We start from the raw sequence: 15,571 nt of genomic DNA, 5'->3' as shown, positions 1-15,571 counted from the left end.
ACAGACTGCTGCCGCTTGGCGAAACGTCGCCGGCAAATCGTGCCGTCGAGAGCCGCGCCCGGCTGAGGAATATTCTTCACCGGGCGCAGAAAATCCTTCAGTGAAGTATAGTTCATACTGCCTTTTGCACAACCTGTCACGCACTTTTTAATGAGAAAAAGAGGATTAGTGATTGCCCGCCAGCAAGCCGTCATGGCAAGGGATCGCTGCCGGGTCAAAGTGGGCGGTCGCCCAGGCGAGGATGTCCTGGGGAGAAGCGCCGGCCAGCGCCGGATCGGGGCATTGCCCGAGGAAGGCCAGCGCGGCGAGGAGCAGCCCGGGGCCGCTCCTCCCCAGGTCGCAGCCGGCCGCCAGCGAGACGGCATTGTCCCGCTTGGAGAGCTTGCCGCCGCCGGGGCCGGTAACCAGCGGCAGGTGAGCGTAGCAGGGGGTCGGCAGGCCAAGCAGCCGCTGGAGGTAAATCTGCCGGGGGGTCGAGGAAAGGAGGTCGGCGCCACGCACCACCTGGTTCACCCCCTGGGCGGCGTCGTCGACGACCACCGCCAGCTGGTAGGCGAAGAGCCCGTCGGCCCGCTTGACGACGAAATCGCCGCAGAGGGTCGCCAGGTCGTAACAGGTGGGACCGACGAGCAGATCGGTGAAGCAGACCGGCTCAATGCCGACCCGGACCCGGTAGGCGCGGGCCGGCCGGCCGGCAGGGAGCCCGTCGCGGCAGCTGCCGGGGTAGACCAGCTCCCCGTCGCCGTCGTGGGGGGCGCTCCCCGCCCGGGCGATCTCCGCCCGGGAGCAGCCGCAGGGGTAACACCAGCCGTCGGCCACAAGCCGCTCCAGCGCCGCCTGGTATGCCGCACCCCGCCGACTCTGCCAGAGGACCTCGCCGTCCCAGTCGAGGCCGAGTCCCGCCAGGGTCCGCAGGATGTCGTCGGCCATCCCCGGCACCAGCCGCGGCGTATCCAGGTCCTCCATCCGGAGCAGCCACCGCCCCCCCGCCCGCTTCGCCAGCAGATAGCTGCCGACTGCGGCCACCAGGGAGCCGAGATGGAGGGGACCGGTGGGAGAGGGGGCGAAGCGGCCTACGATGTCGGGATATTGATCGGTCATGGCAGAGGCCAGGAGGATGAAAGCCGCGCCGCCCGGATCAGGCGAGGAAGGAACAGCAGTAATCGGCGACCGTCGCCACTTTCATGGTGAATGCCGATTTCGCCGGCACCGTGAACGACTCGCCCGCCCGCATCGGCAGCCAGGGCCCGCTGTCGCCGATCCGGTACTCCAGTTCGCCGGCCAGAAACTCCATCAGCTCGGCGGCGTCGGTATTGAAGGTGTACTCGCCCGGCTGCATGACGCCAAGGGTCTTCTTGGTGCCGTCGGCAAAGATGATGGTGCGGCTGGTGACGGCACCGCCGAAGTAAATGTTTGCTTCGCGAACGACGGTGACATTGCTGAATTCGGACATGGGAACTCCTTGGCAAGATAATCGGTCGGGCAGAGGCCATCGACCGGATGAAAACTACACTATCTTCGGCCAAGACTCAAGTGCCGACCGCGGTCCGGGCCGGGAAAAGGAAAAGCCCCGGAGCGGCCGGGGCTTTTCTGAACGACGGATTGGCAACGGGACGGCGGCTCAATGCTTGCCGGGAGCCAATTTGACACCGCGCCGTTCCCAGGTGATATAGGCTTCCAGGGCGATCAGCTGCGGATCGTCGAGTGCCAGCGGCGTTCCCTGCAGCGGATTCTGGATGCACCAGTTGATCATGTCCCGCAGACCGACCACCTTGCCGAGCTGCTTCTGGAACTTCGGATAGGTCTCCGGATGGGTGTTGGCGGCGTGGGGATGGCACATGTCGCACGACACGGAGTTCTTGCCGAGCGTCGAGCTGTGAAAGACCTTCTCCCCTTCCTGCCGCACCGCGGTAAAGGCGTCGTTCCACTTTTTCAGATCGTCCTTGGTAAACTCGTCGGCGCGGGCGACGGCCAACGAACCGAACGTCACCGCCAGCCCGAGCAGAGCCGCGAGCAGTGCTCTCATTGCCATGGCATCCTCCTTCTCGATCAATAGTGGGTCTGGGGTGGAATCCGCTTGGCCGGATCCTGGTAGACCGTATCTTCGGGCCGTTTGCCGGCGCCGGGCGATCTGACCGTCCGCGGCGAGTTTTCCCAGAGTTCGTAATGATGGACCAGCCCGTCGGCCACCTGGACGGAGCCCCAGCCGGTGCCGTCCCGCTCCTTGAACGGATCGGCCCGGTTCATGAAAACCGTCAGCTCCGGCACCTTGTTCGGCAGCTGGCTGTAGGTCACCGGATAGGGCCAGGGCCAGGCGGTCGCCATGAAGGCATTGAAGGTGATCGGCCCGAGCTGGTTGTAGAGGACCTGATGGACGTGGCCGTGAAACACCTTTACCGAGCGGAACTGTTTGAGTTGCGCCTGGACCGCTTCGGCATCGTCGGTCCAGAAGTTCCACGGTTTGAAAATCTTGTAGAGCGGCGAATGGGAGAGCACGATCAGCGGCGTCGTCCGGGGAATCTTGGCCAGATCCTGCTTCAGCCAGGCCAGTTGCTCCCGCTTGACCATGAACGGGGAACCGTGCGGGTTGTCGAGCCGGGCCATCTGGTGCATCCGTTCCTCGGCGGTCGGCCAGCGGTTGTGGGTCCAGTCGTCATCGGTCAGGATGCTGTTCAGGACGACAAAATGAACCCCCTTGTGATCGAAGCTGTAGTGGAGCGGCGAAATATGTTTCTGCCAGTATTCGCCCAGGTCGAGATAGTAATCGTGTTCGCCGATCACCCACTTGATCGGCAGGGTAACCCCCTTCAGCATTTCGAGGCCGTGTTCCAGTTCCGCCACCTTGCCGAGCTGGGCGAGATCGCCGCCGAAGACCACGAAATCGGGCTGCGGGTCGAGGAAGCTCAGTTCGAGCACCGCCCGCTGCAGCCCCTTGTCGAAATTGGCCACGAATTCGGTGCCGCGGATCTGGGTGATGTGGCAATCGGAAATGTAGGCGAAGGTGAAGCGGTCGGTCGGCTTCTTCCCCCAGGCGACGTTGACGAGGCCCAACGGCAACGCCGCCGCCGCAGTCAGCAGCCCGGCCTCTTTGAGAAACGCACGGCGAGTGATTCGTCCTTTCATCGTCCCCTCCTTTACGGCTGTGCCAGGTTGGCGTACTGCGGACTGGTAAGCGTTTTCAGGAAAGCGACCAGGTCGGCCTTTTCCTCGGCGGTCAAGTTGAGAGGGCGGATGCCGCTATCGAGAAACGGGTTCTGCTCCCCCCCCTTGTTGTAGAACTCGACGACCTCCTCCATGGTCTTCATGCTGCCGTCGTGCATGTACGGCCCGGTCACCGCGATGTTGCGCAGCGACGAGGTCTTGAAACGCCCCAGGTCCGAAGGGCGAAGGGTGACGACAAAGCGGCCCAGTTCGGAGGCATCACGGTCGGTGATCACGCTCTTGTCGACCTCCTTCCCTTGCTGGCGGGCCTTGCGGAAGGCGCTGGCGACCTGGAGATAGCGCCCGGCGATCCGGCTGAAACCGGCGCCGATATTGTGGAACTTGTTGTCGGTGAACAGGGCGGTGGTCTGGCCGATGCTGTGGCAATCCTGGCAGCGCCCCTTGGTCCGGAAGATATCCAGGCCGCGGATGGCGGAGGCTGGGATGGCGCCCCGCTCGCCGCCGTAGAGATAGCGATCGAAGGGGGAATCGCCGGCGATCACCGTCCGCTCGAAGGCGGCGATCGCCTTCGCCACGTGGTCGATGGTCAGCGCTGCCGGTTCGACGCCGAAGGCATGGCGGAACTGCCCCGGGTAATCCTTGTCGCCCCGGATCGTCGCCAGGATCGGCTCATGGCTGGTAAGACCGTGCTCGACCGGGTTGAGGAAGGGGTCCTTAGACTGGGCCTCCAGGCTCGGCCGCCGGCCGTCCCAGAACTGGCTTTCATAGTAGGCGGCGTTGATCACCGTCGGCGAGTTGCGCGCCCCGTGCTGCTTGCGAATCCCCTCGGCCACCGGCAGGCCGTCGGCGAACGCCTTTGCCGGGTCGTGGCAGTTCGAGCAGCTGACCGTACCGTCGCCGCTGAACCGCTTGTCCTCGAACAATCGCTTGCCGAGGCTGATCTTCTCCGGGCTTTGCGGGTTGTCCGCCGGAATCGGCACCGGCGGGAGTCCCAGTGGCGGCGCCGCGAAGGTGCCGGCCGGCACTCCCGCCAGGGCGAGCCCGAAGGCCAATACTGCTCCAGCAACCGTTCTGCTCATCGCTTCACCTCCACGCTGCGAAGATACCGACCGGCCGGGGAGTGGCGGCTGCGGAGGCCCGGTCAGTCGGGCAATGGTTGAGGGATCGTGACGGAAGGACAGGCCAGGGTGTGGCAGCGGCTCAGGTATGAACCGGCCGGAATCGGCACGAACTGGTCGGCCGGCCGGTAACGGTTCACCACCTCGCCGTCCCGGTCGTAAAGGACGATGCCGGTATAACGGTAAGTACCGCTCCGGCAATCGAGTTCCACCCGGTCGAGGGCATAGCACCGGTCGTCTCCCGGCGGGAAGTCGCGACGGACTTCAACCAGCCGCCGGCCAGCCGGCTGCCGCGGCGCCTCCGTGATTAGGCGCAGGGAAAGCCGCACCGCCCCGGCACTACCGAGGGGAAGCCAGTCGCCCGCCGCTCCTGCCGGGACGGCGACGGCCAAAAAGGTCGGGAAAACGACTATGCTGAACACGCAACTGCGCATCATGATTAACGTTTGGCAACAAAAGGATAACTCCAAACATCGGGGTGTCAAGGCGGGGAACAGGGATGGGGCAAAAAGGAAAAGGCGGCAGCACCGTTACTACGGCTCGTCAGCCTCCGGCAGGACGACGAAGGCGTTTGCCACCGCGGCGGGAATGGTGGAGGGGCGGCCGGCAGCGATGGTGACGTAGACCCAGTCGGTCTCGGCGGTCGCCAGCATCTGGCCGTCGGCGCTCCGGACGAAGCGGTAGCGGCGGAGCGAGCGAAAGCGGTCCATCGTTGCCACCCAGGTGGCAACGGTAAGCCGGTCGCCGGGGAGAGCCGGCTGCAGGTAGGTGATCCGGTGCGCCCGGACCACCCAGCAGCCGCCGAGTTCCACGTATTTCGCCCGGGTGAGCCCGAGGGCGTCCGAGTGGCGGGTGGCAAACTCCTGCATCCATTGGACGTAGACCACGTTATTGACATGGCCGTTCTCGTCGATGGCCTCGGCGGGGACAGCGAACGTCCCCTGGTAAAGGCGGGGAAGCAACGCAGGCTCGATGACGGGATCGATCGGCACGGTCACCCCCTCTTGGCCAGCATGATGTCGAGCATGGTATCGTCCACCAGCGCCATCCCCCGTTCGCTGATCCGGCTCAGGTTGCGAATGGTTTCCTCGGCGCTCCGGCCGACGAACCCCTCTTCGTCGCTGATCCCGTGCCCGTAGAGGGCCATGTAGGCAGAGCGGATCGCCGAATCGACGGAGCTGACCACCTTCAGGGCACACCCCCCTTTGGCCCCGTCGCAAAGCATTCCCCCCAGGTCGCTGACTAGGGTGTTGACCGCCAGATCGATCTTGCCGAGGTCCTTGCCGGCCTGCTGATAGACGATGGCGGCGGCCGCCCCCACCCCGGCGGCGATGGCGCAGCCGCAGATCGGCGACAGATCGCCGGTAAAGCATTTGATATAGCCGTTCACCAGATGGGAGAGGCCGATGCTGCGCAGGATCGTCTCCTCGGCGATCTCGAAGAACCGGCCGACGTTGTACGGGACAAGGATGGCGACAATCCCCTGGTTGCCGCTGCCGCCGCTCGCCATCACCGGGTAGGGCAGCCCAGCCATCCGGGCGTCCGAGGCGGCGGCGGCCAGCACCTTGCTCGACGAGACCACGTCGTTGACCAATAACCCCTTGCTGACCAGATCGGCGACGTAGTAGCCGACCTTTTCCAGCCCCTTCCCCGCATCCGCCATTGCCAGGTTCATCTCCACCCCGCGCCGCAGGTAGGCGAGGTCCTCGTCTTCGAGCAGCTCCACCAGGTCGATCATTTCGGCAAAGGTCATCTTCGCCAGCCGTTCCCGGTAGGCATGGCCGCCGGCAGTGGTCGGCCGCGGCCGCTCCAGGAGCACCCGGCCGTTTTTCTCCAGCAGCACCAGATTGGTATGCCCCCCCGCCAGCACTGCCCGGGCCGTTTCGCCGCCGGCACTGACGGTGACGTCGATGAACAGCTCGCTCCGCTCCGGATCGAAGCCGACGGTCACCCGTTTTTCCTCCACCATCGTCCGGGCCCGGTCGAGCAGCTCGCCATCCGCCGCCGAAAGGATTTCCATCTTCAGCTCCGGTTTGCCGATCAGGGCGCCGAGGGCGCCGGCGATCACGTTCCCGCGGGCGCCGCCGGTATTCGGCACAGTCACGGCAAAGCCGTTTTTGAAGACCCCCATATCGACAACGATGGCAACGGTCTCCGGGGCCGTTGCCAGTTCCGCCGCCGCCAGGCTGGCGGCATAGGCTACCGCGGTCGGCTCGGTGCAACCGAGGGCCGGAAAGACCTCATGGCTGATCAATTCCCGGTAAAGCGCCAGATCATGCATCGATTCACCTCTCTTTGTCAGGCGATCCCCGCCAGTTCGAGCCGTCCGCCCCAGCGCCGGGCAAGTTCGTCCCGCAGCCGGCGGTTTTCGGGAAGCTGCAGGTCCGGATCGGCGGCGATCACCGCGAAGGCCTCCTGACGGGCCTCCTCCAGCAGCCGGCCGTCGCGGAGGATGTTGGCCACCCGGAAGTCGGGCAGCCCCGCCTGGCGGGTGCCGAGGAAGTCGCCGGGGCCGCGGATCTCCAGATCCGCCTCGGCGATCCGGAAGCCGTCGTTGGTCGACTCCATCACCCGCAGCCGCTTCTCGCCGTCCTCGGAGAGCTTCCCCGCCGTCAGCAGGATGCAGCGGGAACTGGCGCTCCCCCGCCCGACCCGCCCCCGCAGCTGGTGCAGCTGGGAAAGGCCGAAGCGCTCGGCATGCTCGATCACCATCACCGTCGCGTTGGGGACGTCGATCCCGACCTCGATCACCGTCGTCGCCACCAGGATATCCAGCGCCCGTTCCTTGAACGAGCGCATCACCGCCTCTTTCTCCTCCGGCTTCATCTTGCCGTGGAGGATGCCGAGCCGCAGCTCGGGGAAGACCTCGTTGGCCAGGTGCTCGGCCATCTGGGTCGCCGCCTTCAGGTCGGACTTCTCCGACTCCTCCACCAGCGGATAGATGACATAGGCCTGCCGCCCCTTGGCCACTTCCTCGCGGATGATGCCGTAGACCTGCTGGCGGCGGTTTTCGGAGACGATCTTCGTCGCCACTGGCGTCCGGCCCGGCGGCAGTTCGTCGATCACCGACAGCGACAGGTCGCCGAAGACGGTCATCGCCAGGGTGCGGGGGATCGGCGTGGCGGTCATCACCAGAATGTCGGGGTTATCCCCTTTCCGGCGGAGGAGGCCCCGCTGCAGGACGCCGAAGCGGTGCTGCTCGTCGACAATCCCCAGCCCGAGGCGGTGGAACTCCACTTTGTCCTGGATCACCGCGTGAGTGCCGATGACGATCTGCGCCTCACCCCGCGCCACCCGCCCGAGCACTTCGCTCTTCGCTTTCCCCTTGAGCGACGAGGTCAAGAGGAGCACCGTGACCCCCAGCTGCTCGCACCAGTGATGGATATTGAGATAGTGCTGTTCGGCAAGGATCTCGGTCGGCGCCATGATCGCCACCTGGTAGCCATTCTCCACCGCCACCAGCGCCGCCAGCAGGGCCACCAGGGTTTTGCCGCACCCCACGTCCCCCTGGATCAGCCGGTGCATCGGGTGGGGCGCCATCATCTCTTCCTTGATCTCGGCGAGCACCCGGCGCTGGGCGGCGGTCAGCGAAAAGGGGAGCAGCTTGAGGAGCGGCTTGGTATAGGTATGGTGGACGGTAAAGGCAATCCCCGGCTCCAGGGTCACCCCCCGGCGGCGAAGCGCCAGGCCCAGCTCCAGAAAGAAGAATTCGTCGAAGACCAGCGTCCGGTGCCCCGCCCCCGCCCCTTCCTCCAGCTGCCGGAGGTCGGCATCGGCAGCGGGGAAATGGACCTCGCGCAGCGCCTCCGCCAGCGGCTGCAGGCCGTGCCGCGCCGCCACCGCCGGCGGCAGGGTGCTCGCCACGCAGGGAGCGAAGCGGTCCACCACTTCTTTCATCACCTTGCGGAGCACCTTCTGGTTGAGCCCTTCGGTCAGCGGATAGACCGGCACCACCCTGCCGAAGCTGACCGGATCGCGGGCCATTGCCGCCTCGACCGTCTCCCCCTCGGTCAGCCACTCCGCCTCCGGATGGTGGACTTCCCGCTGCAGACCGTACTGGCTCACCTGGCCGGTAAAGATGCCGCGCCGGCCGGGCTGCCAGCTTTTTTTCATGAACGCCGGATTGAAATGGAACCATTTGCAGGAGAGCAGACTGTTCCCGTCCTTGATCAGCACCTCGAAAAACCGCCGCCCCCCCTTGGTCACCACCGCCTCGGCACTGACCACCTCGCCGGCGAAGACCTCGGTCCGTCCCGGCTGCAACCGGGCGAGCGGCACCACCTGGCGCCGGTCCTCGTAGCGGTTGGGAAGGAGGTAGAGCGCATCCTCGACGGTAACGATCCCCTTCTTCGCCAGCACCTCTGCCAGCTTCGGACCGACCCCCTTGATGAACTGCATCGGCGTTTCCAGGTTCTTGCGGTTGATGGTGTCGGCCAGCGATGGAGCCGACGGCTGGCGCAACGGGGTCAGGAGCAGCCGTCCCTCGCCATCCACCTCGACTGTCAGGCGGTCACCCGGTTGCAGGCCGAGACGGGCCACCAACTCGGCGGGGAGCGGCAACAGGTTGTCGGCGGAAAGGGAGACGATCGGCATGCAATCCCCTGCTGGTCAGTGAAGACGGTCGGAATAACGCCAATTTTATATACCAATCGGGGGTAAATTGCCACCCCCTTCAGGGACCACCGCTCCCGTCGCCGGTCGTCAGCGGCCGCCGGCCGTGCCGTATCGCTGGACCTCTTCCAGCAGGAAGTCGACGAACGCCCGGTTGGCCCGCGACAGATAGCTGTGCTTCTTCCAGGCAAGCATCAGGTCGAGGTAGAGCGGCGGGGTGAACGAAACGGCCCGCAGCTCGGTGTCGTCCTCCACCACCATCCGGAGCAGGGTCGAGATGCCGAGCCCCTTTTTCACCAGCGATTTGACCATGGTGTAGAGGTTGGTTTCGAAAACGATCTCCGCCGGACCGCCGAGCCCCCGCATCTCCTCGAAGAGCATCTCCCGCTGGTAGTACCCTTCCTTGAACATGATCAGCGGCTGCCGGGCGAACTCCTCCATGGCAACCGCCCCGCGGCCGGCAAAGGGGTGGTCGGGCGGAACGCAGATCACCACCTCCTCCCGGAGGATCGGCCGCACTTCGAGGTTGTCGGGAACGTGGCCGCCGGCGATCACCCCCATGTCCAGCTCCCCCTGCACGATCTGTTTCTGGATGCTGGCCGCCCCTTCGCCCGACACCGACAGATGGAGCTTGGGGTAGCGGGCAGTGAAGGCACTGATGATCGCCGGAAAGAAGTAGGCGCTCATCATCGGCGGCACGCCGACCCGGACCTCCCCCTTGCCGAGGCCGCGCAGGTCGGCCATCTCCTCCCCCGCCGCCCGCACGTCGTCGAGGATTCGCCGGGCGTGGCCGAGAAAGATCTCCCCCTCGGCGGTCAGCGACACCTGGCGGTCCTGGCGGTTGAAGAGGACCAGTTCCAGCTCCTCTTCCAGCTTGCGGATCGCCGCGCTTACCGCCGGCTGGGCCACCCGCAGCTCCTCGGCCGCCCGGGTGAAATTGCGCAGGCGGGCAATGGTGACAAAGCATTTCAACTGCCGCAGATCCATCGCTGCCTCCCCACACTACATCCCGATTATCACCAATTGTTTGCCCCCTCCCTTGATGGGAGGGGGCAAGGGGGAGGGTGATGCCCCGGGCAGCGGCTATCACCCTCTCCCCTGCCCTCCCCCATCGAAGGGGGAGGGAGTGAAACTCTCATCGCCAACCATACAAATTATTTATCACATCAATAGATATTATATATTTTAATTATCGAAAGACAAGTGCTACGGTGAAATCATCACCGCACAGGGAACAGGAGCCATGAACGAACTGACCGTCCAGGAAGCAGATTTCATCGAAAGCGGCAGCAGGACCTTCCGCCAGACCAACCTGGCCTTTTTCGCCGCCGGGTTCGTCACCTTCATCACCCTCTACGACGTCCAGCCGCTCTTGCCGGAATTCGCCCGGGAATTCGGCGTACCGGCGGCAATGGCCAGCCTGCCGCTGTCGGTAACCACCTGCACCCTGGCCGTTGCCATGCTGCTGGCGGGGACCATCTCGGAAACCCTCGGCCGCAAGCCGGTGATGGTCTTTTCCCTCGTCCTCACCTCGCTGCTGGCGCTGTTGACCGCCTGCAGCCACTCGCTTGCCTCGCTGATCGCCATCCGCTTCGTCCAGGGGATCGTCCTGGCCGGCCTGCCGTCGGTGGCGATGGCCTACCTGAGCGAAGAGATCGCGCCGTCGTCCATCGGCGCGGCGATGGGGCTCTACATCAGCGGCAACGCCATCGGCGGAATGACCGGGCGAATCTTCACCGCCACCGTCACCGATCTCGCCTCCTGGCGACTGGCCATGGCACTGATCGGCGTCGCCTGCCTGGCGCTGAGCGGCTACTTTATCCGCCATCTTCCGCCGTCGAACCATTTCCGCCGCCACCCCTTCGCGGTCCGCTACCTGTTCACCTCCCTCGCCGGCCAGCTGCGCGACCCGGCGCTGCTCGCCCTGTACGGCCTGGCCTTCATGGTGATGGGGAGCTTCGTTACCCTCTACAACTACATTACCTTCCGGCTACTCGGCCACCCCTACAACCTCAGCCAGACCCTGGTCAGCCTGATCTTCCTGGTCTACTTCCTCGGCTCGTACAGTTCCAGCGCCATGGGTGCACTGGTGAACCGCTTCGGTCGGCGGCCGCTGATCCGCGCCGGGCTGACCGCCATGGCGCTCGGCACGGCCATCACCCTGGCGGCGCCGCTGCCGCTGATCATCGTCGGCATCGCCATCTTCACCTGCGGCTTCTTCGGTACCCACTCGGTCGCCTCCAGCTGGGTCGGACGGCACGCCCGGACCGCCAAAGCCCAGGCTTCGTCGCTCTACCTCTTCTTCTACTACCTCGGTTCGAGCATCTCCGGCACTGCCGGCGGCTTCTGCTGGACCCACGCCGGCTGGGGGGGCGTGGCCGGGCTGATCGGCCTGCTGCTGGCCTCGGCATTGCTCATCACTACCCGCCAGGCCGACACGGCCTGAGATCACGAAAAAGGGGGTGCCGCAACCGGCACCCCCTTTTTCGTTTCGTCTTTCCGTTCCGGAACCGCTCAGGCGAGCGCGTTCAGATCGCGGAGGATATCTTCCACGTCGAGCCCGTGGGCGCTGCACCCCTGTTCGAGGGACTCGTTCTGCGCCCCCATGCAGCCGATGCAGCCGAGATGATACTTGCTCAGCACCCGGCCGACTTCCGGATGGGCCTGGAGTGCCTGGGCAAAGGTCATGTCCTTGGTGAATTTCTGACTCATCATGCGTCCTTTCATAATCGACAGATATGCGGGAGCCCCCATTGACCCCCTGCCAACCGGGATTGCCCCGTTACAGATACTTGATGTCGATGATTTCGTATTCCCGCAGCCCCGACGGCACCTTCACCTTCACCGAATCGTCGAGCTTGTGGCCGATCAACGCCTTGCCGACCGGCGAGGTGCAGGAAATTTTCCCCAGCTTGATGTCGGCCTCTTCTTCGCCGACGATCTTGTAGGTAACTTCCTCCTCGGTGGCAGTATCGTACAGGGTGACGGTGGCGCCGAACACCACCTTGTCCGGCTTCATGTTGGAAAGATCGACCACGTAGGCGCGGGCCAGTTTTCCCTGCAGTTCCTGAATCCGCCCCTCGATGAAGGCCTGGCGATTCTTCGCGGCATCGTATTCGGCATTCTCAGACAGGTCGCCATGCCCGCGGGCCTCGGCTATATCCTGGATTACCCGCGGCCGCTCCTCGCGGATGAGCCGTTTCAGCTCTTCCTGGAGAGACTCGTAGCTTTCCTTGGTCATCGGAATCGAATGAGACATCGTCGTTACTGCTCCTCTTCACTATAAAATGGCGGGGCAGCCGTTGATGGCCGCCCCGCTGTCAGTGCTCACGCTCTCGTTGTCGGCTCTGCCCGCCGCGGGGGAGCTACCGGAGGTACTCCTGCAGCGGTTTGACGTCCAGCTCGGCCTCTTTCATGGCGATGATGCCGTCTACTGCCGCCTTGGCGCCGGCGACAGTGGTGAAGTAGGCCACGTTGTGCATCAGGGTCTCGCGGCGGATCGAGAAGGAATCGGCCACCGACTGGGCTCCCTGGGTAGTATTGAAGACCATGGCGATCTCGCCGTTTTTGATCGCATCGACGACGTGCGGCCGGCCTTCGAGTACCTTGTTGATCGTCTCCACCGCGATCCCCTTCTCCTGCAGATAGGCGGCAGTACCGCGGGTGGCAACGAGCTTAAAACCATATTTATACAGTTTTTTGGCTGATTCGACAATAAGTTTCTTGTCGGCGTTATGGAGGCTGATGAAGACCTTGCCGTCAGCGGGGAGCCGGACGTTCGCCCCGAGCTGGGCCTTGGCGAAGGCCTTGGCGAAGCTCTCGTCGATCCCCATCACTTCGCCGGTCGACTTCATCTCCGGACCGAGGATCGTATCGACACCGGGGAACTTGACGAACGGGAAGACCGCTTCTTTCACCGCCACATGCTGCGGGACGATATCGCCGGCGACGCCGAGCTCCTTGAGGCTCTTGCCGGCCATGACCCGGGCGGCGATCTTCGCCAGCGGCCGGCCGGTCGCCTTGGAGACGAAAGGCGCGGTCCGGGAAGCTCGGGGATTGACTTCGAGGATATAGATGACGTTGTCCTTGATGGCGTACTGGACGTTCATCAGCCCCTTGACATTCAGTTCCAGGGCCATCAGCTCGGTCTGGCGGCGAATCTCCTCGATCAGCTCCTGGGAGATCGAATACGGCGGCAGACTGCAGGCCGAGTCGCCGGAGTGAATCCCCGCCTCCTCGATATGCTCCATGATCCCGCCGATCACCACCTCGGTCCCGTCGCAGAGAGCATCGACGTCGATCTCGATCGCCTTGTCGAGGAACTTGTCGATCAGGATCGGGTGCTCCGGCGACGCCTGGACGGCGGTATGCATGTAGCGGCGGAGGTTATCCACATCGTAGACGATCTCCATCGCCCGCCCGCCGAGGACGTAGGAGGGGCGGACCACCACCGGGTAGCCGATCCGGTTGGCCACCTCCTCCGCCTCCTCGAAGGAGCGAGCGGTGCCGTTTTCGGGCTGGAGGAGGTTCAGCTTGTGCAGCATTGCCTGGAAGCGCTCCCGGTCTTCGGCACGGTCGATGGCGTCGGGCGAGGTGCCGATGATCGGCACGCCGGCCTTCTCCAGGGCCACGGCGAGCTTCAGCGGTGTCTGGCCGCCGAACTGGACGATCACCCCCTGCGGTTTCTCGATATCGACGATCGAGAGGACATCCTCGTAGGTGAGCGGCTCGAAGTAGAGCCGGTCGGAAGTGTCGTAGTCGGTGGAGACCGTTTCCGGATTGCAGTTGACCATGATCGTTTCAAAGCCGTCTTCGGCCAGGGCGAAGACCCCGTGGACGCAGCAGTAGTCGAACTCGATCCCCTGGCCGATCCGGTTCGGGCCACCGCCGAGGATCATGATCTTCGGCCGCTCGGTCACCTCCGCCTCGCACTCCTCTTCGTAGGTCGAGTAGAGGTACGGGGTGTAGGCGACGAACTCGGCGGCGCAGGTATCGACCCGTTTGAAGACCGGCCGGATGTCGAGCGACAGCCGGAGCTGGCGCAGTTCCTCCTCGTTCATCCCCCAGAACCGGCCGAGCATCTTGTCGGCGAAGCCCCACTGCTTGGCTTCCCGCAGCCGGGCGGCGAATTCCGGCCCCACCGCCTTGATGTCGAGGGCGCGCAGTTCCTTCTCCATCTCGATGATCTGGCGGATATTGTGGAGGAACCAGGGGTCGATGGCGGTCAGCGCAAAAACCTCTTCGACGCTCATCCCGCAGCGGAAGGCATCGCCCAGATACCAGAGCCGTTCCCAGTTGGGGACCCGGAGTTTGTCGTGGAGCAGCTGTTGTTCCTTGTCGGTCAGCGCCCGGCGGCTGTCGCCGTTGGCGAAGAGCCGCGACTCGAAGCCGCAGGAGCCGATCTCCAGCGAGCGAAGTGCCTTCTGGAACGACTCCTTGAAGGTCCGGCCGATCGCCATGACCTCGCCCACCGATTTCATCTGGGTAGTCAGGGTGGCATCGGCAGCCGGGAACTTCTCGAAGGTGAACCGCGGCACCTTGGTCACTACGTAGTCGATGGTCGGCTCGAAGCAGGCCGGGGTCTCGCGGGTGATGTCGTTGCGAATCTCGTCGAGGGTGTAGCCGACGGCCAGCTTGGCGGCGATCTTGGCGATCGGGAAGCCGGTCGCCTTGGAGGCGAGGGCCGAGGAGCGGGAGACCCGCGGATTCATCTCGATCACCACCAGCCGGCCGTCCCGCGGATTGATGCCGAACTGGATGTTCGAGCCGCCGGTATCGACGCCGATTTCGCGGATGATCTTCAGCGCCGCATCGCGAAGGATCTGGTACTCCTTGTCGGTCAGGGTCTGGGCCGGGGCGACGGTGATCGAATCACCGGTATGGACCCCCATCGGGTCGAAGTTCTCGATGGAGCAGATGATCACCACGTTGTCGGCGGTGTCGCGCATCACCTCCAGCTCATACTCTTTCCAGCCGATCACCGACTCCTCGACGAGGATTTCGTCGGTCGGCGAGGCGTCGATGCCGGCCATCGACATCTTCTCGTACTCTTCCATGTTGTAGGCGATGCCGCCGCCGGTTCCGCCAAGGGTGAAGGAAGGGCGGATGATCGCCGGGAAGCCGACGTGCCTGACGACCTCCATCGCCTCGTTGTAGTTGTGGGCCAGCCCGGAGCGGGGGACGGCAAGACCGATCCGCTCCATCGCCTCCTTGAACAGCGTCCGGTCCTCGGCCTTCTTGATCGCCGGCAGCTTGGCGCCGATCAGCTCAACGCCGAACTTCTCCAGGGTACCGTTCTCCGCCACCGCCACCGCGGTGTTGAGGGCGGTCTGGCCGCCGAGGGTCGGCAGCACCGCGTCGGGCCGCTCTTTCTCGATGATCTTCGCCAGCACTTCCGGGGTGACCGGCTCGACGTAGGTCCGGTCGGCAAAATCCGGGTCGGTCATGATGGTGGCCGGGTTGCTGTTCAAAAGCACCACCTCGAACCCCTCCTCCTTCAGCGCCTTGCAGGCCTGGGTGCCGGAATAGTCGAATTCGCACGCCTGGCCGATGACGATCGGGCCGGCGCCGATGATGAGGATCTTGTTAAGGTCTGTTCTTTTAGGCATCTACGACTCCTGTTATTGAATAAGCGTCCGTCTTGTCAAGAAACGTGATTGATCGCACCATGTACCGATTGC

The 15,571-nt window shown here is 64.4% G+C and carries 14 protein-coding genes; 1 reads left to right on the top strand and 13 read right to left on the bottom strand.

The annotated features are described in order from the left end of the window. Positions 1 to 165 precede the first annotated feature (165 nt). The 10 genes from gluQRS to QMN23_RS09090 form a co-directional block, all read right to left on the bottom strand. A complete protein-coding gene (gluQRS, locus tag QMN23_RS09135) occupies positions 166 to 1,101 on the bottom strand; it encodes a tRNA glutamyl-Q(34) synthetase GluQRS (RefSeq protein ID WP_282003584.1) in 936 nt (311 codons plus the stop codon). 37 nt (positions 1,102 to 1,138) lie between these two features. After that, positions 1,139 to 1,453, bottom strand: a complete 315-nt coding sequence (locus QMN23_RS09130) for a pyrimidine/purine nucleoside phosphorylase (RefSeq protein WP_282003583.1) — start codon at positions 1,451 to 1,453, stop codon at positions 1,139 to 1,141. Between the two features lie 168 nt (positions 1,454 to 1,621). Next, the gene (locus QMN23_RS09125; protein ID WP_282003582.1) at positions 1,622 to 2,032 is read right to left on the bottom strand and encodes a c-type cytochrome; all 411 of its coding nucleotides are present in this window, start codon (positions 2,030 to 2,032) and stop codon (positions 1,622 to 1,624) included. 17 nt (positions 2,033 to 2,049) lie between these two features. Next, entirely contained in the window at positions 2,050 to 3,123 is a 1,074-nt protein-coding gene (locus QMN23_RS09120; RefSeq protein ID WP_282003581.1) for a metallophosphoesterase family protein, read from the bottom strand. An 11-nt stretch (positions 3,124 to 3,134) separates the two neighbouring features. Next, entirely contained in the window at positions 3,135 to 4,241 is a 1,107-nt protein-coding gene (locus QMN23_RS09115; protein ID WP_282003579.1) for a cytochrome-c peroxidase, read from the bottom strand. 62 nt (positions 4,242 to 4,303) lie between these two features. After that, positions 4,304 to 4,702 carry a surface-adhesin E family protein gene (locus tag QMN23_RS09110; protein ID WP_282003578.1) on the bottom strand — a complete coding sequence of 133 codons (399 nt, stop codon included), beginning with the start codon at positions 4,700 to 4,702 and terminating at the stop codon, positions 4,304 to 4,306. A 111-nt stretch (positions 4,703 to 4,813) separates the two neighbouring features. Further along, positions 4,814 to 5,272, bottom strand: a complete 459-nt coding sequence (locus QMN23_RS09105; protein WP_282003577.1) for an acyl-CoA thioesterase — start codon at positions 5,270 to 5,272, stop codon at positions 4,814 to 4,816. Between the two features lie 2 nt (positions 5,273 to 5,274). Next, positions 5,275 to 6,552: a serine dehydratase subunit alpha family protein gene (locus QMN23_RS09100; RefSeq protein WP_282003847.1), complete on the bottom strand. Its 1,278-nt coding sequence runs from the start codon at positions 6,550 to 6,552 to the stop codon at positions 5,275 to 5,277. A 26-nt stretch (positions 6,553 to 6,578) separates the two neighbouring features. Next, positions 6,579 to 8,873 carry an ATP-dependent DNA helicase RecG gene (gene recG / locus QMN23_RS09095; protein WP_282003576.1) on the bottom strand — a complete coding sequence of 765 codons (2,295 nt, stop codon included), beginning with the start codon at positions 8,871 to 8,873 and terminating at the stop codon, positions 6,579 to 6,581. Positions 8,874 to 8,981: 108 nt separating this feature from the next. Next, complete coding sequence (locus QMN23_RS09090; protein WP_282003574.1) at positions 8,982 to 9,878, bottom strand: LysR family transcriptional regulator; 897 nt, start codon at positions 9,876 to 9,878, stop codon at positions 8,982 to 8,984. 256 nt (positions 9,879 to 10,134) lie between these two features. On the opposite strand from QMN23_RS09090, the gene QMN23_RS09085 reads away from it, so the two are divergent. Next, the gene (locus QMN23_RS09085) at positions 10,135 to 11,337 is read left to right on the top strand and encodes an MFS transporter (RefSeq protein WP_282003572.1); all 1,203 of its coding nucleotides are present in this window, start codon (positions 10,135 to 10,137) and stop codon (positions 11,335 to 11,337) included. 68 nt (positions 11,338 to 11,405) lie between these two features. Here the strand turns inward: QMN23_RS09085 and QMN23_RS09080 are convergent, their stop codons facing one another. The 3 genes from QMN23_RS09080 to carB form a co-directional block, all read right to left on the bottom strand. Next, positions 11,406 to 11,603, bottom strand: coding sequence for a DUF1858 domain-containing protein (locus tag QMN23_RS09080; protein WP_282003845.1), 198 nt, complete (start codon positions 11,601 to 11,603; stop codon positions 11,406 to 11,408). Positions 11,604 to 11,673: 70 nt separating this feature from the next. Further along, on the bottom strand, positions 11,674 to 12,150 hold the full coding sequence (greA, locus tag QMN23_RS09075; protein ID WP_282003571.1) for a transcription elongation factor GreA: 477 nt from the start codon (positions 12,148 to 12,150) through the stop codon (positions 11,674 to 11,676). Positions 12,151 to 12,256: 106 nt separating this feature from the next. Then, positions 12,257 to 15,499, bottom strand: coding sequence for a carbamoyl-phosphate synthase large subunit (carB, locus tag QMN23_RS09070; protein ID WP_282003570.1), 3,243 nt, complete (start codon positions 15,497 to 15,499; stop codon positions 12,257 to 12,259). Between the last annotated feature and the right edge of the window lie 72 nt (positions 15,500 to 15,571).

Source organism: Geotalea uraniireducens (assembly GCF_027943965.1).
Taxonomy (GTDB): Bacteria; Desulfobacterota; Desulfuromonadia; order Geobacterales; family Geobacteraceae; genus Geobacter; species Geobacter uraniireducens.
The sequence above is the reverse complement of the archived record's forward strand: the minus strand, read 5'-3'. Positions and strand labels throughout refer to the sequence as shown.